Source organism: Streptomyces sp. NBC_00012 (genome assembly GCF_045040875.1).
Lineage (GTDB): Bacteria > Actinomycetota > Actinomycetes > Streptomycetales > Streptomycetaceae > Streptomyces.
In genome coordinates this window covers 5,546,608-5,571,634 of sequence record NZ_CP108309.1, presented here as the reverse complement: position 1 = coordinate 5,571,634, position 25,027 = coordinate 5,546,608, and the positions used below count along the sequence as shown (strand labels likewise).

Sequence of the window (25,027 nt, the reverse complement as noted above, 5' to 3'; positions counted from 1 at the left end):
CCTAGACCCGTTACCTTTCCGTTATCTTGATGGGCCGATTCGCGGGGCTGCCGCAGCCGTACGCACGCGCGGGGCGGTTGTTCAGCGGCCGTCCTGCGGGCCCAGATGCGCGGTGAAGGAGAACCTGTCGCCGCGGTAGAGGGTCCGCACGCGCTCCAGCGGCTTCCCGGCGGTGTCGCGCGAGATCCGGTGGATCAGCAGCATGGGCAGTGCGGGCGGCGTGCCGATGAGCAACGCCTCGCGCGGTGTCGCGAGCACCGTCTCGATCCGCTCGTCGGCATCGCCGAAGGGGATCCCGAGCCGGTCGCGGAGGTAGGCGTAGAAGGACGAGTCGGGGTCGAAGTCCGTGTCCAGGTGCGGCAGCCGGGCGACGGAGACGTACGTGCTCTCGAGACCGACCCGGTCGTCGTCGGCGAGCAGCACCCGCTCCAGGTGCCAGACCGGTTCGCCGCGCGCCGCCCCGATCTCGGCGGCGAGTGCCTCGGGGCAGGGGAACCGCTCCAGCCCGATGAGGTGACGGCCCGGCCTGCGGCCCTGACGGCGTACGCCTTCGGTGTAACTCGCCAGCGAGAGCGGCTGTTCCAGCTTGGGGCCCGCGACGACGGTGCCGCGCCCCTGGCGGGCGAGCCGCCCCTCCAGCAGGAGTTCCCGCAGCGCCTGGCGCACCGTCTCGCGCGAGACCTCGTAGCGTTCGGCCAGATCGCGCTCGGTCGGCAGCATGCCGCCCTCGCCCAACTCCTCTATGAGAGCGGAGACATGGGCCTTGACCGCGTAGTACTTGGGAATACGGCCGTGCTCCGGGATGCCGGAACGGATCGGTGCGCCAGGTGCCTGGTCGTGCGGGTAGTCCACGGCCCGATGGTGGCAGACGGACATGAACAGTGGTGAACGTCCGGGCGCGGAAGGGTCTGTTCGGAGGTGGACCGGGAGGGTGGGCCAGGGGCATCGGGCGGCGTGGACGGGGCGGGCCGGGCTAGGGCCTCTCGTTTGGATCATGCCGGGCTCGCGTGCCCCTGTGCCGCACCTCGCCGCGCTGTCGTCGGTCACCGACGCTCCGCGTCGCTTCCCTCCTCCGCCTTGCGACGCACGGCACCGGACCCCGCTCCCTGATCCGGCCTGATCCAAACGAAAGACCCTAGGCGGATCGGGGACGTGGTTCAGGGATGCGTGCGGCGCAGGCGCCGGGCCCGGACCACCATCGCGCCGCCGCCGATCAGGAGCCCGGCGACGGTGAGGCCGGGCGACGGGATGCCACCGGTACCGGTCTCGGCGAGCTCCGGGCGGCCGCTGTCCCGCGGGGTCCGGCCGGGCCCGACGGGCGGCCGGGGGCCGGTGGTGGTGGCGTTGCCGGGCCGGGTCTCGTCCGGCCGGGCTTCGCGTGGGGTTTCACCGGTGCCGCCGATCTCGCTCGTCTCGCCGATCTCGCCTGTCCCGCCGATCTCGCTCGTCTCGCCGATCTCGCCTGTCCCGCCGATCTCGCTCGTCTCGCCGATCTCGCCTGCCCCGCCGATCTCGCCGGTGCCGCCGATCTCGCTCGTCTCGCCTGTCTCGGTCGTCTCGGTCGTCTCGCTCACCTCCTCGCCGTCGTGGTCCTCGACGACGGTGAAGGGGTAGTCCTCGGACTCGCCGACCCAGGCCCCGTCGTCCTTGCCCGGCTTGCCGGCCGTGCCGCTCGCCGCGCGCTGGCGCTGGACAACTGCGGCGTTGGCGGTCATCCGGCCGGGGCGGGTGTCGGAGGTGAACGCCATCCGGACCTGGATGGTGACGGTGCGGCCCGCGGGGACGGTGAAGCCGTCGAAGGAGTCGCCGCCCGCGCCGCCGAAGACGCCGATGTGCTCGTCCCGGTCGGTGGTCTCCCAGGTGACGCGGTGCTCCGTGCCGGGGCGGGCCTGCTCGGAGAACTTCAGCTGGATCTGGTCGGCGGTGAGCTTGCGGTCCTCGTCGGTGAGGACCAGCACGGGGTGGATGGCCCGGCACGACTCGGTCGTGGTGTTGGTCAGGTCCAGGAACCAGGTTCCGTAGCCGCCGCCGGACGCGTACGTGTCCGGGCCGCCGTGGATGCGGGTGCTGATCGGGAACTCCTTCGCCGCCGGATCACCGCAGGCGGGCTGCTGGTCGGCGGTGGTGGAGCCGGGCGACGAGACCGGAGTGGCCGAGGACGCGGCGGTGGCGGGCGCGGCGGATGTGCCGCCGAGGACGACGCTCGCCGCGGCCAGCCCGAGCACGAATCCGTGGCGGGTCCGCCCGGGGGACGGCGGGGGTGAGGGAGGACGCGCGGGGGCGGTGAACACCGGGATGGACGCGACCGTGGTCAGGGGGATGGACGTGGGACTGGAGGTGGGGATGGAGTCGGCGCTGCGGCCGGGCGTCGAACCCGGTACGCGGCCGGGTGCGGCGACGCGGTCCGGGCCGGCCGGCGCGGCGGCCCTGGAAGGCGGCCCGGCCGGGGGCGGTGTGGGGGACATCTGGGGGATCATCCTTCGCTGCTCGCGAAACGGTCGGCTCACCCCGTGCGCCGGAGTTCACCGGTTCTGGGCCGCGACGCTGCCACGCACGCGCGAGGCGGCCCGTTCCGACATGCCGAGGGGCCGCCCGGTCGGCCCCCGGAATCCGCCCGGTCGGCCCAACCGCCCCACCCCGGGCCCACGCCCGCGCACCCCCCGGCCCCACACCCCCACGCCCCCCACACCCACTGACGCCCCACGCCCGCGCGCCCCGGCCCCACGCCTCACGCCCGCTGACGCCCCGCATGCGCCGCCGACCCACCCGCTGACTCCCCGTACGCGCCGCCGGCCCACCCGCTCACGCCCCTGCTACGCGCCGCCGGCCCGCCCGAAGAGCGGGGCCAGGATCAGCTGGGCGGCCCCTTCCGCGACCGGCCGGTCCCCTCCTCCGGCGGCGGTGACCGGCACCGGGGCGTCGAGGCCGCCCAGCCCGGCGCGCTCGTCGATCACGGCCCGCACGCCCCGTATGTAGACGTCGGGATCGGCGGCCACCGTACGGCCGCCGAGCACCACCCGGTCGATGTCGAGCAGCCCGACCAGGTTGGCGGCGCCGGTCCCCAGCACCCGGGCGGCCTCCGCGGCATCCCCCCTGGCGACCGCGGCGAGACAGAGCGCCTCGATGCAGCCCCGCCCCCCGCAGCCGCAGACCGGCCCGTCCAGCTGGACGGTCTGGTGCCCGAACTCACCGGCCGCGGTCCGGGCCCCGCGATGCACCGCCCCGCCGAGCACCAGCCCGGCGCCGAGCCCGGTCCCGAGGTGCAGATACGCGAAGTCGCCGCCGCCCGGCGTCCGCAGGGCGAGCCCGAGGGCGGCGGCGTTGGTGTCCTTGTCGACGACGACGGGCAGCCCGGTCCGTACCGCGAGCGCGTCCCGCAGCGGATAGCCGTCCCACTGCGGAAACCCGGTGACGCGGTGCAGTACCCCACGCCGGTGGTCGAGCGGGCCCGGCACCGCGACGCCGGCCCCGAGCACCTGCCGCTCCCCCGGGCCCCCGCCCCGTACCGCCGCCACCGCGTCCGTCGCCGCCGCGAGCACCTCGTCCGCAGGGGCGCCGAGGTCCAGCGGGGCGGTGCGGCTCGCGGCGACCGTGCCGGACAGGTCGACGAGCACCACCGTCAGCTCGTCGCGGTCCAGGTGCAGGCCGACCGCGTACCCGGCGTCCGGCACCAGCCGCAGCACGGTGCGCGGCTTGCCGCCGGTGGAGGCCCGGTGGCCCGCCTCGGCCGCCAGGCCCTCGGCCCGCAGCCGGGCGGTGATCTTGCTGACGGCCTGTGGCGTGAGCCCCGTGCGCTCGGCGAGTTCGAGCCTGCTGATGCCGCGCTCGCCCGCCACCCGCAGCAGATCCAGCACCAGCGCCGCGTTGTGGCTGCGCAGCGTCGGCAGGTTCGCGCCGCTATTACTCCTGTTCACCGGACCATTGTCGCTGCCGCTTGCACTATGGCAACAGCGTTGCTTAAGTGGCAGACATGACTGGCAACGCGAATCACGAGACGCCCGGACCGTCCGGGGCACCCGGACGGTCCGCAGGCCGCGGGGCGTCCGGGACCCCGCTGCGTGTCGGGCTCGTCGGCTACGGCCTGGCGGGCTCCGTCTTCCACGCCCCGCTGATCGCCGCGACCGACGGTCTCGTCCTCGACACGATCGTCACCTCGAACGAGGAGCGGCGGGCGCAGGCGCGCGCCGAGTTCCCCGGCGTACGGTTCGCCGCGTCGCCGCAGGAGCTGTGGGAGCGTGCGGACGGCCCCGGCGCGCTCGATCTGATCGTGATCGCCTCGCCGAACAGGACCCATGTCCCGATCGCGACCGCCGCGCTGGAGGCCGGTCTGCCGGTCGTCGTGGACAAGCCGGTCGCCGGTACGGCGGCCGAGGCGCGGGGGCTCGCGGCCCTGGCCGAGGAGCGCGGGCTGCTGCTCTCGGTCTTCCAGAACCGCCGCTGGGACAACGACTTCCGCACTCTCGCCCGACTGGTCGCGGACGGCGCGCTGGGCGACGTACAGCGCTTCGAATCCCGCTTCGAGCGGTGGCGCCCGCAGCCGAAGGGCGGCTGGCGCGAGTCGGGCGATCCGCAGGAGATCGGCGGGTTGCTGTACGACCTTGGCAGCCACGTCGTCGACCAGGCGCTCACCCTGTTCGGACCGGCGGCGCTGGTGTACGCGGAGTCCGACGTACGCCGCCCGGGCGCCGCCGCGGACGACGACACGTTCATCGCGATCACCCATGTGAACGGGGTGCGCTCGCATCTGTACGTCAGTGCCACGACGGCCCAGCTCGGCCCGCGCTTCCGGGTGCTCGGCCGGAGTGCCGGCTATGTGAAGTACGGCCTCGACCCGCAGGAGGCGGACCTGCGCGCGGGGCTGCGCCCGGCGGCGGACCGGCCCTGGGGCGAGGAGCCCAAGGAGCTGTGGGGCCGGATCGGATCGGGTGAGTCCCCACTGACGGGAGGCGGCACCCCGGTCCGCACGCTGCCCGGCGACTATCCCGCGTACTACGCGGCGGTCACCGAAGCGCTGCGCCGAACGGGTGAAAATCCGGTGACCGCCCTCCAGGCGGCGGCGGCCCTGGATGTCCTGGAGGCGGCCCGCCGCTCGGCCCGCGAGGGTGTCACCGTGAATCTGCGCGCGACCACGGCCCCGTCCGCCACCGACCCCGCCGGTACGTCCGCCGCCGACCCCGCCGGTACAGAGGAGCAGCCCGCATGAGCCACACCGCTCCGACCGTCTCCGAGCTCATCGCCCAGGAGCGCCGACTGACGCTGCCGCATTTCGGCTACGACGACGCGTACGCGCTCGGCGCCCTGCTCGTCGCGATGGCCCGGGAGAGGCATGCCCCGGTCGCGATCGACATCCGGCGCGGCGCGCAGCAGGTGTTCCACGCCGCGCTGCCGGGTTCGAGCGCGGACAACGACGCCTGGATCGACCGCAAGCGCAGGGTCGTGGAGCGGTACGGCGAGAGTTCGTACCTGGTCGGAACCCGGTTCCGGGCGAAGGGGACGACGTTCGACGAATCCTCGCGCCTGGACCCGGACGTCTATGCCGCGCACGGCGGCTCGTTCCCCATCGCGGTCGAGGGCGCGGGCGTCATCGGCTCGGTCACGGTCTCGGGGCTGCCCCAGGCGGAGGACCACGCCATGGTCGTCGCGGCGCTGGAGCGGTTCACGACAACGCTCGACGCGTGACGGAAGACGTTCGGCGTTCGGCGTTCGGCGCGTGACGCGTGACGGAAGGCGCCCGACGTTCGACGCCTGACGGAAGACGCAGGGGCGGGGCGGCCACCGGACACATCCGGCGACCGCCCCGCGCACCCGCTACGCGTCCTTGAGCTCCTGCCGCTGCCGTCCCAGCCCGGCGATCTCCAGCTCCACGACGTCCCCCGCCCGCAGATACGGCTTGGGCTCGGGCTGACCGAGGGCGACCCCGGCCGGCGTCCCGGTGTTGATCACATCGCCCGGGTACAGCGTCATGAAGTGGCTCAGGTACCGGACCACCTCGCCCACCGGGAAGATCTGGTCGGCCGTGGTGCCGTCCTGCTTCGGCTCGCCGTTGACCCAGAGCTTCAGCGACAGCGCCTGCGGGTCGGCGACCTCGTCGGCCGTCACCAGCCAGGGCCCCAGCGGGTTGAACGTCTCGCAGTTCTTGCCCTTGTCCCAGGTGCCCCCGCGCTCGATCTGGAACTCGCGCTCGGAGACGTCGTGCGAGGTCGCGTACCCGGCGACGTGCGCGAGCCCCTCCTCGGCGGATTCCAGGTAGCGGGCGGTGCGCCCGATGACGACCGCGAGCTCTACCTCCCAGTCGGTCTTCACGCTGCCGCGCGGCACCAGCACCGTGTCGTCGGGCCCGACGACGGTGTCCGGCGCCTTGAAGAACAGGATCGGCTCGGCGGGTATCGCCGCACCGGTCTCGGCGGCATGGCCGTGGTAGTTCAGCCCGATGCACACGATCTTGCCGATCCGGGCGAGCGGCGGCCCGACCCGCAGCCCCTCGGCATCGAGCTCGGGCAGCTCGCCGGGCTCGGCCGCCGCGGCCCGTACCCGGGCGAGCGCCGACTCGTCGGCGAGCAGGGCACTGTCGATGTCGGTGACGATCCCCGACAGGTCGCGCAGGGTGCCGTTCCCATCCAGCAGCGCCGGTCGTTCCGCGCCTGCCGTACCCACACGAAGCAGCTTCAACGGTCTGTCTCCCCTTGTTCGAGATCGGGCCCGTCGGATGGGTGGCGGCCATCGCAGGCTGTCCGATCGTCCAAGACGTCCGATCACTCCGCAAGACCCTGTTCACACACTGGACCGGCGCACCGGCCGCTCCGATCACGCCGCGGTGGCCATGGCGGCCCCGGCGGCCGGCATGTCGCGGTACAGGAAGGCCCGCTCGACCGCGGTCCAGGTGGTGCTGGTGACGACGTACAGCGCGGCGGCGAGCGGCACGACGGACACGGTGAAAAGGGTGGCGAAGGACATCAGCGGCATCAGCTTCGTCATCGCCCCCATGCCGGGCACCGGCTGCCCGTCGGGGCCGGTGGCCGGGGTGACCGGGTTGGCGGCCATCTGCCGCTTCGTCCGCCGGTAGTTGAACGTGGCCACGGCGGCGACGATCGCGAACAGGCCGAGGTAGACGAGGCCCTGCGCGCCGAACAGCCCGCCGTCGGAGAGTGCGTCGTGCCAGCGCTCGCCGAGCGGGGCGTCGAAGAGCTGGTGGCCGAGGAGCTCGTTGGGGTCGCCGCCGATTCGCTGGCTGGAGAAGAGGTGGTAAAGCAGGAAGAAGGCGGGCATCTGCAACAAGCTGGGCAGGCAGCCGGACAGCGGCGAGACCTTCTCCTCCTTGTGCAGTTGCATGAGCGCTTTCTGCATGCGCTCGGGGTTCTTGCCGTGCTTCTTGCGCAGCTCGGCGATCTGCGGCTGGAGCCTGGTGCGGGCCTTCTGCCCCCGCGCCGCGGCCCGCGACAGGGGGTGCACCGCGAGCCGTACGAGTGCGGTGAACAGCACGATGGCGGCGGCGGTGGACGCGGTCTGGAAGAGCGGGTGCAGCGCGTCGGCCAGCGCGCCGACCAGACCGGCGAATGCGGACATGAAGACGGACATGGGTGAGCCCTCCGGGGGTCTCGTCGTGCCGGGAGGAAGAACGGACTCGGCATGACGGACCGCGCGGGCGCCCATGGCGCACCTGCTGGGGGTGGCTGTTGCTGCTCTGCCTGCTACTGCTGCTGCAAGCCCCTACGCGGCCGTCAGAAGGGCACGGCCGGGGGCTCGGGGGCGCCTGCGCCCCTTGGCGTCCGGGTCCCGCTGGGGCAGGAACGCAGTGCGTTTCTCCCGGTCGCGGATGGCGGTACGGACCCGGGTGCGGGGCACCGGAGCGGCACAGCGGGCGCTGATGACGGAGGCGACCGCGAGCGCGGAGCCGGCGGCGGCGGTCGCGGCGAGCGCGACCGCGGCGGAGAGGCTGCCGCCCTCGGCGAGGAGGACTTCGGTGATGAGGAAGAGCAGCAGCCCGGCGGGACGGAGCAGCCGGGCGAGGCCACCGCGCAGACGGTTCGTGTCGCCGGTCATCGGCCCCTCCCCTCTTCCCCTTCGCGGCCGGTCGGCCGGTCCCGCGCCCGTGTCGTTCGCACACGTGCGCGTCCGATGCTCTCAAGCCGTTATACACGATGGGCCGGGCGGACCGGCCCGCCCGGCGGAGTCAGTGGCCTGTTCCCGCGGGCTCGCCGTCCGACTCCGCCTCGCGTTCCGGGTCCGCCTCGCGTTCCGGCTCCGCCTCGCGTTCCGGGTCCCCGATCTCGTCCCGCGCGAGCACCTCGTCGTCCGGCCGCTCGTCGTGCTCACGCGGCCCCGCGTACGTCACGGCGAGCGCGACGCCGAGGTTGGCGCCGAGCGCGACGATGCCCGCGTTCACCCCCCACACCGGATCGTTCTCCGTGAACACGAACCCGCACACCACACCCACACCGACGACCAGCCCGCTCATCGCCCCGAGCAGGGTCAGCCGCCGCCACATCAGCCCCAGCAGCACCATCGGGAGCAGCTGTGCCATTCCCTCGTACGAAATGAGGGAGAGCCGCACCAGGGTGTTCGGGGCGGTGTACGTGAGCAGCAGCGCGAGGCTCCCCGCGACCACGACGACCACCTGCGCCGCTCCCTTCTGCCGCTGCTCCCAGCGCGGTACGAGCGAGAGCACGCTGCGGCCCCACATCGTGCCGATGACCAGCATGAAGACGGCCATCGGCACGATCGAGGACAGCGCCGCCGCCACCCCGATGACGCCGACCGCCCAGGCCGGCAGCGAGTCCACGACGAGCTGGAAGAGCGCCAGGTTGGACTCGGCGCCGACGAGCCCCGGCACGACGAACAGGGCCGCCATGCCGAGCAGCATCGGCACGAAGAGCAGCACGTTGTAGGCGGGCAACAGCATCGCGTTGCGGCGCAGCACGTCGGCGTTCTTCGCGCCGAGGTAGCCGGCGACGGTCGTCGGGAAGATCACCACGGTGAGCGAGTTGAGGAACGAGGTGGTGATGAACCAGGCCTGTCCGAGCCCGCTGTCCCCGTGCCCGGGGAAGGTCAGCCACTCGCTCTTCTCGGTGACGAGCCGGTCGAGGAAGGGCCCGTACCCGTCGAAGTAGTGCGCCGGTACGTAGAAGGCGAGGAACCCGAGCGTGGCGATCACCAGCACGTCCTTCAGCACCGACACCCACGCACTGCCGCGCAGCCCGCTCACCACGACGAATCCGGTGGTGACGGCGAAGGCGATGAAGTAGGCCCAGTTCAGGCCGATGGCGCCGTAGGAGATGGTCGAGACGACCACGCCCATGCCGGTGATCTGGAGCTGGATGTACGGCAGCAGGAACACGGTCGCGAGGACGGCGACGAGCGCGCCGAGCCAGGGCCGGCCGAAGCGGTGCGCCACCATGTCGGTGATCCCGACGAGCCCGTGCTTGCGCGCGTACGCCCAGAGCATCGGTCCGACGACGTAGCCGATGGCGTACCCGCAGGACATGTACGCCACCACGTAGAGCACCGGGGCCCCGTAGTTGTAGCCCCAGCCCGCGGCGCCCAGGTAGCTGAAGCTGGTGTAGCCCTCGCCGGCCATCAGCACCCAGATGAAGACGGTCCCCAGGCTGCGCCCGCCCACGGACCACTCGGCGAGCCCGCCGCCCTCGCCATTCCCCTTCCGTCGCCCGCGCGTCGCGAGCAGCCCGAGGGCGACGGTGGCGACCATGAAGGCCGCGAAGACGGAGGTCGCGACGGTGGCGTTCACCGGCGGTCCCCCCGTCGGGTCAGCCATACGGCGACGGGGGTCAGCAGGGTCGCCCCGAGCAGCCACACGAAGAGGAACGGCAGCCCGAGAATCACCGGGTGGACCCGGTTCACGAGCGGCAGCACCCCCAGGTACAGCACGTAGGGGACCAGCAACCACAACAACTGCGGACGTCGTCTGAGCACGTCAGGGAACCTTAGTGCGAGGCCACTACCGCGACCGGACATCCACGAGTTTTCCCCATACGACAAGCCGGTACCGGGAGGTGAATTCGGGCGTGCAGGTAGTGAGCGTCACATAGGAACCGGCCTCGGTGTACCCGGCGTACGGCTTCACGTTGCTGCGCGGGATCGCGGCGATGACCCCGCCGTCGCGTGGGCTCGTCCGCGCGAGCGTCCGGTCGACGGTGTACGTGTACACGGCGTCCCGGGTCTCGACGGCGATCCGGTCCCCGCGCCGCAGCCGGTTGATGTACCTGAAGGGTTCGCCGTGCGTGTTCCGGTGCCCGGCGAGCGCGAGGTTCCCGGGCCGGCCGGGCTGCGCGGTGCGCGGGTAGTGCCCGACGTACCCCTTGTCGAGGACGCCGCTCTTGCTGATGCCCTGGGCGACGGGCGCGACGAGCCCGAGCCGGGGGATGCGGATGACGGCGTACGCCTGGTCCCACCGGGGCGCGGAGCGGGCGTTGCCGCCCGGGGCCGACCGGCCACCGGGCTCGCGGGAACCGCCCGTGGGGTCACCGTCGTCCCCGGGCACCGCTCCGGCACCCCCGCGCTCCTGCCCCCACTCCCGCTGAAGTGCCCGCACCTGGTGCTCGGCTCCGGAACGGGCCTGCCGGTTGGTCCACCACAGCTGATGAACAACGAGCAACAACAGGACGACGCCGAGGGTCACCACCAACTCGGCAACCGTCCAGAGCCCGCGCGCGGCGACCCTGCGCCCGCGCGAGTTGCGCTGCACCACCACCGGTATCCGCTCCCGCACGGCCGCACGATAGGCCCCCGGCCCGTAACTCTCCAGGCCTGGAACAACCCTCCGCCCCGGAGCCGTACAGCAGTACGGTGTGGTCCATGCGCCCCGACACGCCTGCCGACCACACCACCGAAGCCGAGCGCCTGCTGCGCGCCGCGGCACGGTACCCCGAGGACCGTGAGCCGCTGCTCCTCCAGGCCGCGGCCCATCTGGAACTCGCCGGCGACCGCGCCCGCGCCACCACCCTCTACGACGAGCTCCTCGGCGCCACCGACCTCGATCTCGACCACCCGCACCTGGTCAAGGCCCTCAACGCGGCCAACCTGTGGGAGTACGGCCACGAGGCGGAGGCCCGCGCGATCATCGAAGGCATCCGCGCCGCTGGCCCGCTCGACCCGGGCCCCTGGGAGATCGCGGCCGAGACCCTGGAAGCCCACGACGAGCTCGAAGCGGCCCACGACTACTTCTCGACCGCGCTGACGCTGCTCCTGACGCCGGGCGAGGAGGTCCCGTACGCCACCCAGTCGCTGCTCTTCGGTCGCCACCGGGTGCGCAGGCTGATGGGTGTCGACCACGACGCCTGGGACGAGCTGGCCGACACCCTGCACACCGCCGCCGTCCCGCTGGACGAGCTCCACGACCCGAAGCGCCTGTGGTCGCTGGGCTCCTCGGACCCGGGCGAGCTCCGGGCCGAGATCACCCGCCTCCGCGCCGAGTTGGGCACGTACCGCACCGCGCTGTCCCGCCCGTTCCCGGTCGCGGTGCTGCACTGGCCGGCCACCGAACTCGCCGAACTCCTCACCGCCTACCCGGACCTGTGCGAGGAGTACCCCTCCCACCCCGAGCACCTGGCCCGCCTGGAGGCCGCCCTGCGCGACCTCCACCAGGCCGGTACCCCGAACCTCGGCATCGTGACCGGCACGGTCCCCTCGTACGAGGCGTTCGCCGCCTCGGAGGCCGCGTCCCCGTCCGACCCGGGCCTCCTCCCCCAGTACGCCACCACCCTCGCCGCCCGCGGCCGGGCAGTCCCCTGGCCCCCGGCCCGCAGCGCGGCCTGCTGGTGCGGGTCGGGGCGGGCTTATCGGGAGTGCCACGGGGCGAACTGAACGACGGCGCCACGGGGGTCCGTTCCGGCCTGGACGAGCGGGCCCCCGTACCGCGGCGGGAGACGCGGGACCAACGGGGACTTCGGCGCAGAACCGGGGACGGCCACCTGATGGGCAACCCTCAGGCACGGGACCCGGGAGAGGTGTCACGCAGGTCCTCTGCGCACCTCGTCGAGCGCGCTGCGCAGTTCGACCGCTCGTTCGGCCAACCAGTCGAGGTAGAGCTCCGGCGTCTCCTCCGCCGGGCTACCGAACCAGAGGTCGGCGGAGTGCTCCAGCGTGCGGGCGGCCCAGTCGGGCCGGTCGGCCACGACCCTCTCCACACAGTCGACGACATCGGAAGCCCACCAACCGGCGTTCCTGACCCGGATCTTGAACACGTCCAGGGCTTCGTCGTCGGGCGTCGTGCGCCAGAGGTCGTCGCAGAGCTCCGCGAAGAAGAGAGCGGGATTCTGCTCGCGCCACTCATGGTCCTGCTCGATCTCTCGGAGAATTCGCCAGCCCAGTTCATTGTCGTCGGTCATCGGTCCCCTGCTCAGATCGTCGGCCAAGCGCTATGGACGAACCACCCCTGAGGTGCCGACTTGTCCAGCAGGATGCGGACTTCGGTGCCGCCCGGAGATCCTCTGTCGGCGAGGGGCGGAGATGTGGACGCATTGGCGTCCTGAGGATGGAGCTTTCGATTGGTTGAACCTCCCAGCCATGCGGGAAGCTGGCTCGCGGTAGCAGCATGACTGTCCAAGCGCAGAAAACAGACTCCGGCACCTGCCACAGGAACAACGGTCTGAATTTTACCCTTTTTGAGAATTTCAACCCTGAACGCCATCCAATCCTGCATGACGTCCGAAACTGCGTTCTCTATGCAGGTGCTCGCATCACCGCTTCCGGCGAACGCCCCCGCCATCCCGCCGCTGCACTTGGGAATGTTGGTGGCTGCGCGGTACGCGACCCAGTCCTCACTGACGGTGGAACCGAGTACCGCAGGAGCGACGGCGCTCAAGTCGCGCGGCTGGCCCAGAACATGCCGCCCCGCGATGTGGCCGCGCTGGTGACCTGCGGAATCCTCCCCGGAGGCGCCCCTGGTCCTTCGTGGACCCTTCTTGGCGAGATGGCCGACGAGATCCTTGTCCGCCAGGCCGCCAATGCGCCGGGCCAACTCCGCCCTGGCCGCCTCGCGATTTGCGCGGCCTTCTGTCCCTTTCTGCCCCTTGAGCCGTATCCCCTTCTGCGCGTGTTCCCACAACTCGACGTCCGAGTACGCACCGGGGTCGTAAACAGGTTCGGGCGGCAGGGTGTGCGTATTGGTCTTGATGGCCTGCACATGGACGTGAGTGCCGTCGGCATTCGTGGATTCTTTGATCAGCCGGAGCGGAACTCCATGGCTCCCCGATATGGGGGCGAGGCGGGCCGGAACCGATCCGAGGGACGGCTTCGACGACAGGAGGCGGTCGGCGGCTGCTATGGCCTGCCGTTTCTTGTCGTCCGCCGACTTCCCTGAGCCCCCCTCACCCCCATTGCCCTTATTGTTCTTATTATTCGACTTTCCGGGGAATTTGTTCTGGAGCTTACGCCACAGCGCCTTTCCCTTCCTGGCGATGAAGCCCACGATTTTGTCGATGGCGCGGTTGACGGGCCGGGCGACGGCGTGGAAGACGGATTTGACCTTGTTGGCGAGGGATCCGATGCCGAGGAGTGAGGCGAGGAAGCCGATCAGCAACGGGACGCTGGCGGCGAGGGCGGCCTCGACCATCTTCGGGACGCCCGCCGAACCCCCGTTGGCGATGGCGATGACCGCGTCGAGGACGGCGTTGACGAACTCCACGATCTGGGCGCCCTGGTTCACGATGAACGTGACGATGTCGATGATTCCCTTGACCGCGCGGACGAAGGCGGAGGCGGGGTTGAGGAGGGAGATGATCCAGGTGATCCCGGCGATGATGACGGTGGGGATCAGGTAGCTGGTGAGTTTTTCGAGGATGGTGGCCTTGAGGTCGCCGACTTCCTCGGTGATCTCCTTGACGGCGCCCGCCGGGCCCTCGGTGGCGAGTTTCTTCGCGACGGGGACGGAGGACTCGACGGCGGTCATGGCCTCGTCGGGGATGCCCTTGCGGGTGATGCGGGCGCGGATGTTGTCCCAGGTCAGGCCGAGCAGGGAGCCGATGAGCTGGATGATGCCCTTGAGGTCGAACTTCTGCGGGAGTTCGAGGCCGGCCTTGACCGCCGTTCCCAGCAGCCAGGACACGACGCCGGTCTTGAGGTGGGTGGCGATGTTGGTGACGAAGAGGTTGAGGCCGGCGCCGACCGCCTTGACCAGGTTGCCGAGGAACCCGATGGGGTCCTTGATGATCTTCATGATGGCGGAGGCGGCCTTGGCGAGGATGCCCAGGAGGAGGTTCTTCAGCTCGTTGATCGTCTTGATGACGCCGACGACCGCGTCCTTCGCCTTGTCGATCAGCCCCTTGTTGGCTTCCTGGAGCTTCTTGATCTCCTCGTCGACCTTGTTCAAGGCGGCGGTGTACTTCGTCGCCAGGTCCTGGACCAGTTGTTCGGACTTCTCGTTGACCGTGGCTTCGAGATCGTCGAACTTCCCCGTGAAGTCCTTCGCCGCGTCCTCACCGAACTGCTTGAGGTCTGCCGGGAGCTTGTCGACCTCGGCCTTCAGCTCCGTCCGCCCCTTCGCGATACGGGCCTTCGCCCTGCCGAGCTCGGCGCCGATGATGTCGGCCACGGACGAGATGACGCCCCGCATGCGGGAGACGTAGAGCTTGCGGGCCTCCTGGTACAGGTTGTTGGCTTCCTTGGGCAGGCCCGCGAACTTGTCCTTGACCCAGCGGGCCTTGCCCGTCCACCCCGAGTACCGCTTGTCCTTGTATGCCTTCATCCGACGCTTGTGATCGGCGGTGAACGCGTCCCGGGCCGCCTTCTCGCCCGTGGTGAACTTGTCGTCGACCTTCTTGTCCAGGCCGGACAGGGTCTCCTCGACGTCCTTCTTCGTCCCGTCGTAGACCTTCTGAAGCTTCGCCGTCACCTCGGCGCGCTTCTTCTCGTCCTTCGACTTCGTCTCACCTTTTCCACCGTCGACCTGCTTGCCCGCGGAAGCCCGCGTCGCGGTCAACGCGTTCATGGCCTGCGCCCCGGAGGCCGCCGCTCCGGCCTTCGCCGTACTCAGCTGCTGGGCCTCGGCCGCCCTGCCCTTCGCCGGGGCCTTCGCGGAATCGGTCTCGGCGGTCTTCTTCGCCGAGAGCGCCTGGTCGAACTCGGGCTCGTTGCCCTTGGCGAGCTGGTCCTCGGTGACCTCCGCGTCCGCCATCGCCTGGTCGTTGGCGGCCGGCCCCTCGGAGAAGTCCGTCACGGACGCGGGTTGCGGGGCGGGCACGGCATCCGCTGCGGACGGAGCGCCGGGGTTGCCCGGCGCCTGGTCCGGGGTCATCGGGGTGACCGGCTTGTCCTTCGCCGCAGCCGTGTCCGGCGGAGCCTTCGTCGCCGTGTCGATGTCCTTGGCCGAGGACTCCTTCCCGTCCTTGACCTTCCCGTCGACCTCGCCCTTGATCTTGTCGGCCTTGCCGGACTTGGAGAACTTGTCGGCGTCGTCGAGGTTCTTCGGCGCCTGTGCGTCGATCGCCTTGTTCACCGCGTCGACGAACGCCTGCTTGTCGAACTCGCCCGGCTTCGCGGCGTTCATCTTCTCCGCGTTCGCCGCCTTGCCCTGCGCCTCCTTGTCGTCGGGCGGTGCGACCGCCGCGTCCTGCGCCGACTTCGACTCGCCGGCGGCGGGGGCGTGGTGGGCCAGGCGGACCTTCTTCGCCGCCACATCCGCCTTCACCTTGCGGAAGCCGGGCGCCTGCGCCGGGGACGGCTTCACCGGAGCCGTGTACCGCTGCGCGACCAGGCGGGAGACAGCCGCATTGCCCGCCGCGCGTTGCAGGCGCTGCACGCTGCGGCGGTCGGGGGCGGGGCGGTCGCCCGGGGGGCGCTGGGGTGGGGGTGCTTGCGAACGTGACACTTCGGGCTTGAGCGTCACGTTCTCCCGAAGGGGGGTACCCCCACGGCCGGACGCGGAGGCGGGGTCCTTCTCCGGAACCGCCTTCATCCGCCCTCCCGGCCCGTCGCTGCCGCGTACCCCGCCGTGTCGGCCAACACTCCGAGGAGGAACATACGAAGCCAGGAAGGACTTACGGAAGGGCAACTCCGTTACGAGGCACGGGACTTGCCCCAACGGGCACCATCACTGCGCGAACGGGCACACAGCGGCGCGCACCCCCGAAAGCCATGCAGCCACCACTTCCTCCCGGATCCCCACGAACAAAGAAACCCAACGAGCAACCCGAAATGCATATGGTTCTGCCATGCCCGAGCTCCAGCGCCTCCGCCTCGACCACGTACCCGCCCTGCTCACGTTCGAGCAGGAGAACCGCACGTACTTCGCCGCATCCATACCGGACCGGGGCGACGCCTACTTCGCCGACTTCACCGCCCGCCTCTCCGCCCTGCTCGCCGAACAGGCCGCCGGAATCTGCCACTTCCACCTCCTGGTCGCCCCGGACGGCGAGGTGCTGGGCCGCTTCAACCTGGTCGACGTCGCGGACGGCTCCGCCGAGCTGGGCTTCCGCATGGCCGAGAAGGCAACCCGCCGAGGGCTGGCCACGGCCACCGTCCTCCACCTCTGCACCCTGGCGGCCACGGAGTACGGCCTGACCACCCTCCGCGCATCAGTCGCCCTCGACAACACGGCCTCCCGCACGGTCCTGACCCGCACGGGCTTCGTCCCGACGGGAGAAGAGGTCCAGCTGAACGGGCGGCCGGGGCTCGGTTACGTACGAAACTTGCGGCACGGAGGGCCCGAGGACGGGGCCCTGTAGCAATCGCCCCAACGCAAGGGCGCGGGCGGCTTCTCAGGCCAGCTTGATACAACTGCACGTGTAGCTGGTGAGATGAGGGGATTTCGTCATGCCCAACGAGGTAGCAGGCAGCGCGGCGCCAGTCGCTGGGCTGTACGAGACGCTGATCACCCAACGACTCGAAGATCGCATGAAGCAGTTCTCCTCCGCGGGCTGGCGCTCCATCGACGAAGTGGTTGGCGCTGAATCTGCACCAACCGTGCTCACTCGCCACATCGCGAACGTCGTACGAAGAGTCCTCCAGGGCCTCTCACCTGCGGAGCAGGTAGTTGCCGCGAACCACATTCTGGATTCGCTCAGCACCATCGAAGGCGCAACCGAGTGGGTCGACCTCGTCCTCGAAGGGCCGCGACAGTTGCTCGCAGTCGCAGAGCAAAAAGCGCCCGGCGTCCACGCAATTCGCCCGGCTACGCCCCTGTCCGAGACAGCTCTGATTACCAATTCGCCCGAAGACCCGAGCCTGGGATTCGAGCTGCGAGCCGAGCTGGCTACAGCAGACCGCGTTGATCTCCTCTGCGCCTTTGTGAAGTGGCACGGATTCCGAGTCCTTGAGCAGTCGCTCGCCTCCGCACGCGATCGGGGCGCCCCCATCCGCGTGCTGACCACCACCTACATCGGAGCAACCGAGCGCCGTGCGCTGGACCGCCTGGTCCGTGAATTCGGCGCCGAGGTGAAGGTCAACTACGAGCTTCGCTCGACACGTCTGCACGCCAAGGCGTGGCTCTTCCGTCGCAGTAGTGGCTTCGACACGGCGTACGTGGGCAGCTCGAACCTGTCCAAGGCTGCGTTGCTCGACGGGCTCGAATGGAACGTGCGGCTGTCGTCGGTTGCCACCCCCGCGGTGCTCCGTAAGTTCGAGGCAACATTCGATGCGTACTGGAGCGAGCGCTCCTTCGAGCCGTACGACCCCGACGCTGATGCGGCGCAACTCGACGAAGCCCTCTCTAAGGCGGGCGGATCAAGCCGAAGCGAGGGCCCCACCATCACGCTCTCTGGACTCGAAGTCCGCCCCTACCCCCACCAGCGCGACATGCTAGAACGCCTGGAAGTGGAACGCATCGTCCACAACAGGCACCAAAATCTCCTCGTTGCGGCTACAGGCACCGGCAAGACCGTGATGGCAGCGCTGGACTTCAAGCGCCTGCGGCGGACCCTGGGTCGTGATCCGCGGCTGCTCTTCGTCGCTCATCGCAAGGAGATCCTGGAACAGTCTCTGCGCGTCTACCAGAACGTTTTGATGGACGCGAACTTCGGCGAACTCTTGGTTGGTGGGGAAATCCCAGACAACTGGACGCATGTGTTCGGCAGCGTCCAGTCACTCCACTCGCGTGCGCTGGAAGACCTTGCCCCAGATCACTTCGATGTCATCGTGATCGACGAGTTCCATCACGGCACCTCCCCGACGTACCGCAGGATCCTGGATCACTTCAAGCCCCGGGAGCTCCTTGGTCTCACTGCAACCCCGGAGCGCATGGACGGCCTGAACATCCAGGACGAGTTCTTTGACGGCCGGATCGCAGCAGAGATGCGCCTCTGGGAAGCCTTGGAGAACGACCTCCTCAGCCCCTTCCACTACTTCGGCGTCACCGACAACACCGACATGAGCACCATCGCCTGGAAACGGGGATCGTACGACGCTACGGACCTCAGCAATCTCTTCACTGGCAATGACGCACGAGCCAGGCTCGTCGTGCAGGCCGTAAAGGACAAGGTTGCTGACCCGGGCTCGATGCGCGCCTTGGGCTTCTGCGTGTCAGTCGCACACGCCGTCTTCATGGCCGACTTCTTCCGACGAGCCGGCCTCAACGCGGTGGCCCTGTCGGGCGAGACCCCGCGCCATGAGCGCAAGGATGCCCTGGATCGACTCAAGGCCGGAGCACTCCAAGTCATCTTCTCTGTCGACCTGTTCAACGAGGGGCTCGACATTCCTGACGTCGACACCCTGCTTCTCCTGCGTCCTACTTCCAGCGCCACGGTGTTCCTCCAGCAGATAGGACGAGGCCTGCGGCGGACTGAGGACAAGGCTGTCCTCACCGTCTTGGACTTCATCGGCCAGCACCGCAAGGAGTTCCGCTTCGAAGAGCAGTTCCGCGCTCTGACTAACCTCACCCGCAATCGCCTGCTGGCCAACATCGAGCACGACTTCCCGCAGCTGCCCTCTGGCTGCCAGATCATCCTTGAGTCGAAGGCCAAGGACCTGATCATTGACAACATCCGCAGTCAGATCAGCGTCAACGTCACGCAGCTCGCTCGCGAGGTCGCCGAATACGCCGAGCCGCGGCTCGCCAGCTACCTCCAGGAGAGCCGCCGAGAGCTCAAGGAGCTGTACCGGGGCAACGGAAACTCATGGACAGGCCTACTCCGCCGGGCAAAGCTTCTCCCCGAGCCCGGACCGGAGGGCGAAGCCCCACTGCTGAAGCGCGTCTCAGCTTTCCTCCACGTTGATGACCCGCTCCGAGTCGCCGCGTACAGCAAGCTGCTCATCGACGATGCCCCCTCGTACAGCGAGCTCGACGAGCAGGAGCAGGCTTTCGCTCGGATGTTCTTCTTCTCGCTGTGGCCACTGGGCAGCGGCTTCAGCAGCTACCAGGAGGGCTTCGATACCCTTCGCCCTCAGCACGCCTTCCGCGACGAACTCCGCCAGGTCCTCGCTCACGTCCTAGACCAGGCTGACCACGTACCAGTCCCGCTGCTCGGTGAGCATGCGAGCCTGCCTCTGTCCGTCCACGCCTCGTATAGCCGTGAAGAGATCCTCCCCGCCCTCGGGCAGTCTTACCTAGGTGGTTTCATGCCCGGGCACTTCCGCGAAGGCGTGAAGTGGTGCGAGAACATTCAGACCGACGCGCTACTCATCACCCTCGAAAAGGACGAGAAGGACTTCTCTCCAGAGACTCGCTACAAGGACTACGCCCGAAACGAGCACCTGTTCCACTGGGAGTCCCAAAACCAGACCTCAGAGACCTCCCCTACCGGCATCCGCTACCGGACGCACAAGGAAGTAGGAACCCACGTCCTCTTCTTCGTCCGCCGCTACAAGAAGACGGACATCAGCGGACCCCAGCCCTGGATGCTCCTTGGCCCCGCCGAGTACGTCGAGCACAAGGGAAGCAAACCTATGGGCATCGTCTGGAACCTCCGTCACGAGATGCCAGCCGACGTGTGGACCTACTCAGCAATCGCTGCGGGTTAGCCGTCCAGGTCACCTATGCGCCAGAAGCGGCGGTGTGCTCGCAGGAATCGCCTCCTGACACGATGCTGTTCCACCATCCTCAACGGAACCGACCGCGAGGTCAGACCCGCTGCATAGCGATCCACAACGTAAAAATCATCGGTCAGATAGAGTGCGCCACGATCAAGTCGCACATGACAGTTAGGGCATAGACACAGCACGTTTCCTTCGACATCGGGCCCCCGGCCGAGCCCCCCAAGCGCCTGTATGTGCGCGCCCTCGGCATAGCTCTTGCCGTCCGCCCCAACTGTCAGCGCTAGGCCACAAATCTGGCACGTGTACTCATGCCACCGCTTGACCCGGCGGACAACAGCCGTGTCTCGAACGATACGTTCAACCGTAGTCGTCCGTCGCTGCGTGGCCACCTCAGACACGTCAGCACCGCTCTGATCGGACGCCCCCTGCCCCTGCCCCTGTTGGCCGAGGATTTCTCGGACCTGCTGCTCAACGGGCGTCAGTTCCTGTGTTTCAGCTGGGAGGCGACGCATCCTAAACCGACAGATCCGAAAACCTGCCTTACCGACTTCGGTCCACTCCTCGACAATCTCATAGAGACCGTCATACCGGTACCCGCTGACAGGCGAATAGTCTCGCTCCCCGTCACTTCCTCGTATGACACGTATGGGGTTGGCCGATATTCGGCTTCTCCGCAGACCCGCATTCCCGCGGTTCTCCCAAGTCTGATCCTCTATCTGCCGACCAGTATTTCGGTCCCGGCCGCCAGCACCTGTATAAACGACCTCATCCCACTGATCGAGATCGTCTTCATAGCCCTGATTCAGCACGATCGCATCGGCGGCTCTTTCCCCGTCAGCATCAAGGCCCCACGAGATTCCCGCCTCACGCTCCTTGTGCAGCTTGGCATCCTTGACGGCCTGCCGAGAATCAAAGTGTGCGCCCGGAAGAAACCCATCTACATGTCCGAAGAAAGCTCTGTACGCAGCCATGCGAACATACTTCCGGCCATTCGATCATTTTCAATCACTCTCGCCACCCCTCTGCGGCAAGTGACCTGATTCCGACGCTACTTGACCTAAAAGCGATCACCAATCAAACCCGATCCGGCACTTCACCGAGGCCACAGGCGCGCACAGCCGGAGGGAGAGGCCAGCGACCGGCCTTAATTGCTCACTCAGCCACCGCGGCTTCGAAGTGCGTTTGCGCGCAGTCGAGGGCGTCGTCCGGATCGCAGCCGTGAGCACGGAGCCAATGGAGGAGATCCACGATCAGATCGATTGCCAACTCCCTCCCCAGCGCCAGACCCAGCCGTTCACGACGGTCTCCCACCCGGATGCTGCCGAGCCCACAAAGGCTCAACAAGGCCTCCGCTTTGGCGACGTGTGGGCTATCGACGTGGTCGCTTGGCGATCGAAGGCCGGTAGACAACTCACACCAGGTGACCTTGGAGTCTCCTCGAAGGATGACACCCCAGCGATCCGCCACGCCGTCCACAAGGACCATCCCCCTCCCCGTCTCGCTCCCATCCGCTGCCGCGACAAGCTTTGGGATTCCCCGCAGATCGGGATCGCTCACTTCGACTCGGAGGCGATCACCATTCATAGAGACGGCCAAACAACACGGCGTCCCGGGGCCCACGTGCGTAACCACGTTTGTGACTAGTTCCGTGACGCAGATCTGCGCCGCGTAGACAACCCCCGGCAAGCCCCAGAGCTCTAGGTGTAAGCGCATCGCTCGCCGCAAGCCGGCGAGCTCTTCAGCCTCCGCCAGGAACGCCAGGTCCCATGCCTTCCTGTCCATCCCAAAACGACACTCACCCAAGCCGATCACTCCTGCATCGCGAGATGGTCACCCTGTGTGCCCAACACATCCCATACAGTGGCAGTGAAACTCTCAAAATGGAACTCTCACGACGCGCCTGTGGGAGCACGCCAATCAGCGCACGCCCCCGGAGTGCGCTGCCTTGCTCAATGTGCTCAACGCGATGCACGCTCTTGAGGATCAACGTGGAGGATCTCAGCCATGCCAGTCGGACCAACCACCCGCAGACGCCAACTCGGTGCAGACCTGCGCCGCCTCCGCGTAAACAAAGGCCTCACTCTGGAAGAGGCTGGAGCTCGGGTTGGTATCTCCAAAGCAACCTTGAGTCGCTACGAGAAGAAAGAGGGCGCGGTCAAGTGGCCGGCCGTCGACGCCCTGTGCCGTGAGTACGGCGCCTCGGACCAGGAGCGGGCATCGCTGGTTGAGCTGGCCAAGGGCGCCAAAATTCAGGGTTGGTGGCGCTCATTGGCCGACCCGATTCCCGAGTCAATGAACCTCATGCTGACCCTCGAAGATGAGGTGATCAGCGAGGATCACTACGCCTGCATGTACGTGCCCGGCCTACTCCAGACGCGCGAGTATGCAGAAGCGGTGCACCGCGCCTCGGAGCGGCGCTGCACTGACCAGGAGATCCACCACATGGTGGACATCCGCATGAAGCGGCAGGAACTCCTCAATCGGGCCGAGCCACCGCACATCTGGGCAGTGATTGATGAAGCAGTCATCCGACGCATCGTGGGTGGCCGCGAGGTCATGCGCGATCAGCTGAAGCATCTGTGCGACCTGGCCACTCGGCCGCACATCACGTTGCAAATCCTGCCGTTCGAAACAGGCGCCCACGCGGCAGCAGTGGGCAGCTTCGTCGTCCTTGGCGGCCCTTCACCCGAACTTGACGTCGTGTACGTGGACATCCTTGGCGGTGGTCTCTTCATGGAGAAGACGCAGGAACTTGCGCGCTATAAATTGGCGTTCGAGTACCTGCGTGCGCAGGCGTTGGATATCGAGCTGTCTGCCACGCTCCTGAATCGAGTCTGCGGAGAGCTCTGATGGATCGCGAACAAGCACACTGGTTCAAGTCGTCGTACAGCGGCGGGAGTGGCACGGAGTGCGTCGAAGTCTCCGACCTGACCGCGGTCATCGGTGTGCGCGACTCGACGCGGCCCCGCGGGGCTCAACTGACAGTACAACGAAGCGCGTGGAACGAGTTCGTACGAAGTCTGCGAAGTTCTGCTCACCAAGAGATCTCGGAGCATTTGTAGCCACCAGGCGCGTCAGCGACTGTCAGCGGCAGTCAGCGCGCCGACCACGGTGCGCGGGGTGGCTGAGCAGGCTCCTCCGGGTTTGAGAAAGCCAAAGCGCCTGCTCCCCGCGCCCGCCCGAAGCCTATTCACTCATGTCGTGTACTCGAGCTCCGTCATGGCTGCGTGTCCGGCCGCCGATGCGACCTCGGACAGATCGAGCTCTGCCACGTACTCAAGCAACGCTGAACGAGCTACGGCAAGTTGGCGACTCAGCGCCATTCCGCGCATCTCGCCGGGCAGGACGACGCGCCGGAACTCCTCCCGCTCGATGGCGCCGGCGAGCAACTGCTCGGCCAACCACAACCGGGTGCGCTCCCTGATCGCAAAGGTCAGGTGAAGGCTGCGCTTGTCGAACTCGGCCACGCTTGGGTTGTGGACCCAGCCCCGCGGCAGGACGAGGGACTGGCCGGCCTTCAGATCGAACTCAAGGTCAGGTCCGGCTGCCTCCCATCTCGGGATGTAATCGTCACGCCACACCCGCCAGCTCTCGTTGTACTCCCGCATGGGCGCGACCACCGGAGGTCGCCACAACTGCCACCGCTTCACCCCGGCCACCTGCACGATTACTGCCATCTGTTGGTCCCAGTGGTGGCGTAATCCCTGGTTGCCAGGAGGGGTGAGAAAGGCATGGACGTAGTTCGAGTAGCCAGCCGTCTCCTCCTGGATGCAACGGGATACGCGTGCCAGGAACGGCACGACGCGCTGAAGGTTCCCCAAGCGGATGGTGAAGCCCTGGTCGTGGAGCTGCCGCAGCTTGGCGGCATCAGTACGCCCGTTGCGCATGAATGCATCGCGGTTCAGGGAAGGGTTGGGTGCCTTGACGACTGCGATCTCGTTCGCAGGCACACAGCCGGTTTCCACGTACTCGTCAAGGAAGTCTGCGGTGACCGTGGCATCCAATGCTGTCGATCCGCGCTCGTACACACGGGGTTCATCGGGCCAAGTCGTCAAGAGGTCGACGACACCGTTCTCAGGCAGCAAGAGGCGTAGCGACATGGCGGAGTCTCCTTTCGCGCTACGAAGGTGGGTGGGGACAGGGAACCTCCGGGTGGAAGCGGTTTGGGCAGCACACGGCGGAAAGCGAGAACAGGCTCTTCGACTTGGTGTAGTGCACCCAACTCACTGGGTGTCGTGTTGCTCGCTCTGCTGCCGTTGTTCGGGTATGTGCCAAGGGGTTCCTTGCCGCCATACGGCACCAGCAGCTCAGCACATGACGAGGCCCCGCACCTCCGCAGTTCAAAGCGCCCGGGATCGGTTTGCTGCCTCTCTCCGCACCTCGCGACTCACGCCGGGGCTCAGTGGGCACAAGGGCTTTCGGCGTATCCGCACGTCGTTCGCAGGGGTTTTGCGAGGGTGAGTTGACCGCCCGTCACCCGGCGGGCGGTTCACTGCTCGTCGTCGAGGCCCTGGATGTCGGCGGGCTGTGTTCCGTCGAAGGTCACGAGGATTCCGTGGGGGTCGGCCAGCCGGAGTCGGCTCTCGGTGAAGCGGATCGCCCAGGTCCGGTCGGCCCACACCGTTGCTTCGGGAGCTCCCAGTGGCGGCTCCGGGAGGTCCAGCCAGCTCAGTTCCTCCGCTGTGAGTTCGAAGTGTCGTTCCCGGAGTCGGGTGCGGCAGTACTCCAGGGCCTGGCCGACGAAGACGTCGAAACGGCTCACGACATCGTGAGCGAGTCGGAGGGTGGCCTCGTCCGGCGGGGCGGCCGGCTCGACCAGCAGGCTTGTCGCGACTGGGTCCGCTCCTGCCGGATCCGGGAAGTAGCCGGTCCAGCAGGCCAGCGACGGCGGGCTCTCCACTCGGCTCAGCGCGAGCCCTGCGATGTGCAGGACCGCGGGTAGCTCCGCGTCGGCGCCGGGCGCTTCGGTGCCCGAGCCGCTCGGTGGTGCGCCGTTGTCGGACATGCGCTCAGCATAGGGCGAGCCCGGCCGCGACGATGACCCGCAGCCGAGGTGCCTGGGGGGGTCCGTGTGGTCGCCCTGCCCCGCCCGGTGAAACGTGCCCCG

The 25,027-nt window shown here is 68.4% G+C and carries 22 protein-coding genes; 7 read left to right on the top strand and 15 right to left on the bottom strand.

Annotated features, from left to right (window positions below):
• Positions 1-81: 81 nt before the first annotated feature.
• From OHA19_RS25650 to OHA19_RS25640, 3 genes are all read right to left on the bottom strand, one after another.
• Positions 82-852: a GntR family transcriptional regulator gene (locus tag OHA19_RS25650; protein WP_405712967.1), complete on the bottom strand. Its 771-nt coding sequence runs from the start codon at positions 850-852 to the stop codon at positions 82-84.
• A 305-nt stretch (positions 853-1,157) separates the two neighbouring features.
• Positions 1,158-2,465: a hypothetical protein gene (locus OHA19_RS25645; RefSeq protein ID WP_405751768.1), complete on the bottom strand. Its 1,308-nt coding sequence runs from the start codon at positions 2,463-2,465 to the stop codon at positions 1,158-1,160.
• A 348-nt stretch (positions 2,466-2,813) separates the two neighbouring features.
• On the bottom strand, positions 2,814-3,914 hold the full coding sequence (locus OHA19_RS25640) for an ROK family protein (RefSeq protein ID WP_405712971.1): 1,101 nt from the start codon (positions 3,912-3,914) through the stop codon (positions 2,814-2,816).
• A 140-nt stretch (positions 3,915-4,054) separates the two neighbouring features.
• On the opposite strand from OHA19_RS25640, the gene OHA19_RS25635 reads away from it, so the two are divergent.
• Positions 4,055-5,203, top strand: a complete 1,149-nt coding sequence (locus OHA19_RS25635) for a Gfo/Idh/MocA family oxidoreductase (protein ID WP_405721497.1) — start codon at positions 4,055-4,057, stop codon at positions 5,201-5,203.
• Positions 5,200-5,679, top strand: coding sequence for a heme-degrading domain-containing protein (locus OHA19_RS25630; RefSeq protein ID WP_405712973.1), 480 nt, complete (start codon positions 5,200-5,202; stop codon positions 5,677-5,679). Before OHA19_RS25635 ends, OHA19_RS25630 begins: the two co-directional genes overlap by 4 nt.
• A gap of 129 nt (positions 5,680-5,808) precedes the next feature.
• Here the strand turns inward: OHA19_RS25630 and OHA19_RS25625 are convergent, their stop codons facing one another.
• The 6 genes from OHA19_RS25625 to OHA19_RS25600 form a co-directional block, all read right to left on the bottom strand.
• The gene (locus tag OHA19_RS25625; RefSeq protein ID WP_405712975.1) at positions 5,809-6,669 is read right to left on the bottom strand and encodes a fumarylacetoacetate hydrolase family protein; all 861 of its coding nucleotides are present in this window, start codon (positions 6,667-6,669) and stop codon (positions 5,809-5,811) included.
• A 135-nt stretch (positions 6,670-6,804) separates the two neighbouring features.
• Positions 6,805-7,575 carry a YidC/Oxa1 family membrane protein insertase gene (locus OHA19_RS25620; RefSeq protein WP_405712977.1) on the bottom strand — a complete coding sequence of 257 codons (771 nt, stop codon included), beginning with the start codon at positions 7,573-7,575 and terminating at the stop codon, positions 6,805-6,807.
• Between the two features lie 132 nt (positions 7,576-7,707).
• Positions 7,708-8,040, bottom strand: a complete 333-nt coding sequence (locus OHA19_RS25615; RefSeq protein ID WP_405751765.1) for a DUF6412 domain-containing protein — start codon at positions 8,038-8,040, stop codon at positions 7,708-7,710.
• Positions 8,041-8,170: 130 nt separating this feature from the next.
• A complete protein-coding gene (locus OHA19_RS25610) occupies positions 8,171-9,742 on the bottom strand; it encodes a sodium:solute symporter (protein WP_405712980.1) in 1,572 nt (523 codons plus the stop codon).
• Entirely contained in the window at positions 9,739-9,897 is a 159-nt protein-coding gene (locus tag OHA19_RS25605) for a DUF3311 domain-containing protein (protein WP_124723383.1), read from the bottom strand. Before OHA19_RS25605 ends, OHA19_RS25610 begins: the two co-directional genes overlap by 4 nt.
• A gap of 55 nt (positions 9,898-9,952) precedes the next feature.
• A complete protein-coding gene (locus tag OHA19_RS25600) occupies positions 9,953-10,723 on the bottom strand; it encodes a class E sortase (protein ID WP_405712982.1) in 771 nt (256 codons plus the stop codon).
• Positions 10,724-10,809: 86 nt separating this feature from the next.
• Between OHA19_RS25600 and OHA19_RS25595 the strand changes: the two genes are divergently transcribed.
• On the top strand, positions 10,810-11,817 hold the full coding sequence (locus OHA19_RS25595; protein WP_405751762.1) for an SEC-C metal-binding domain-containing protein: 1,008 nt from the start codon (positions 10,810-10,812) through the stop codon (positions 11,815-11,817).
• 146 nt (positions 11,818-11,963) lie between these two features.
• Here OHA19_RS25595 and OHA19_RS25590 read toward each other — a convergent pair whose 3' ends face one another.
• Both OHA19_RS25590 and OHA19_RS25585 read right to left on the bottom strand, forming a co-directional pair.
• Positions 11,964-12,341: a hypothetical protein gene (locus OHA19_RS25590; RefSeq protein WP_405712985.1), complete on the bottom strand. Its 378-nt coding sequence runs from the start codon at positions 12,339-12,341 to the stop codon at positions 11,964-11,966.
• Between the two features lie 11 nt (positions 12,342-12,352).
• Entirely contained in the window at positions 12,353-15,751 is a 3,399-nt protein-coding gene (locus OHA19_RS25585) for a hypothetical protein (protein ID WP_405751760.1), read from the bottom strand.
• A gap of 412 nt (positions 15,752-16,163) precedes the next feature.
• Here OHA19_RS25585 and OHA19_RS25580 point away from each other — a divergent pair, with 412 nt between their 5' ends.
• Together OHA19_RS25580 and OHA19_RS25575 are read left to right on the top strand one after the other, a co-directional pair.
• Positions 16,164-16,676, top strand: a complete 513-nt coding sequence (locus tag OHA19_RS25580; RefSeq protein ID WP_405751757.1) for a GNAT family N-acetyltransferase — start codon at positions 16,164-16,166, stop codon at positions 16,674-16,676.
• An 88-nt stretch (positions 16,677-16,764) separates the two neighbouring features.
• Positions 16,765-19,905: a DUF3427 domain-containing protein gene (locus OHA19_RS25575; protein ID WP_405751754.1), complete on the top strand. Its 3,141-nt coding sequence runs from the start codon at positions 16,765-16,767 to the stop codon at positions 19,903-19,905.
• On the opposite strand, the gene OHA19_RS25570 is transcribed toward OHA19_RS25575, so the two are convergent.
• Complete coding sequence (locus OHA19_RS25570) at positions 19,902-20,891, bottom strand: YDG/SRA domain-containing protein (RefSeq protein WP_405751751.1); 990 nt, start codon at positions 20,889-20,891, stop codon at positions 19,902-19,904. The genes OHA19_RS25575 and OHA19_RS25570 overlap by 4 nt on opposite strands.
• A gap of 181 nt (positions 20,892-21,072) precedes the next feature.
• A complete protein-coding gene (locus OHA19_RS25565; protein ID WP_405751749.1) occupies positions 21,073-21,702 on the bottom strand; it encodes an ATP-binding protein in 630 nt (209 codons plus the stop codon).
• 222 nt (positions 21,703-21,924) lie between these two features.
• Between OHA19_RS25565 and OHA19_RS25560 the strand changes: the two genes are divergently transcribed.
• Together OHA19_RS25560 and OHA19_RS25555 are read left to right on the top strand one after the other, a co-directional pair.
• Complete coding sequence (locus OHA19_RS25560) at positions 21,925-22,770, top strand: helix-turn-helix domain-containing protein (protein ID WP_405751747.1); 846 nt, start codon at positions 21,925-21,927, stop codon at positions 22,768-22,770.
• The gene (locus OHA19_RS25555) at positions 22,770-22,982 is read left to right on the top strand and encodes a DUF397 domain-containing protein (protein ID WP_405751744.1); all 213 of its coding nucleotides are present in this window, start codon (positions 22,770-22,772) and stop codon (positions 22,980-22,982) included. The genes OHA19_RS25560 and OHA19_RS25555 overlap by 1 nt, the downstream gene beginning before the upstream one ends.
• A gap of 132 nt (positions 22,983-23,114) precedes the next feature.
• Here the strand turns inward: OHA19_RS25555 and OHA19_RS25550 are convergent, their stop codons facing one another.
• Positions 23,115-24,020, bottom strand: coding sequence for a JmjC domain-containing protein (locus OHA19_RS25550; protein WP_405751742.1), 906 nt, complete (start codon positions 24,018-24,020; stop codon positions 23,115-23,117).
• 389 nt (positions 24,021-24,409) lie between these two features.
• The gene (locus OHA19_RS25545) at positions 24,410-24,925 is read right to left on the bottom strand and encodes a hypothetical protein (RefSeq protein ID WP_405751739.1); all 516 of its coding nucleotides are present in this window, start codon (positions 24,923-24,925) and stop codon (positions 24,410-24,412) included.
• Positions 24,926-25,027: the final 102 nt, after the last annotated feature.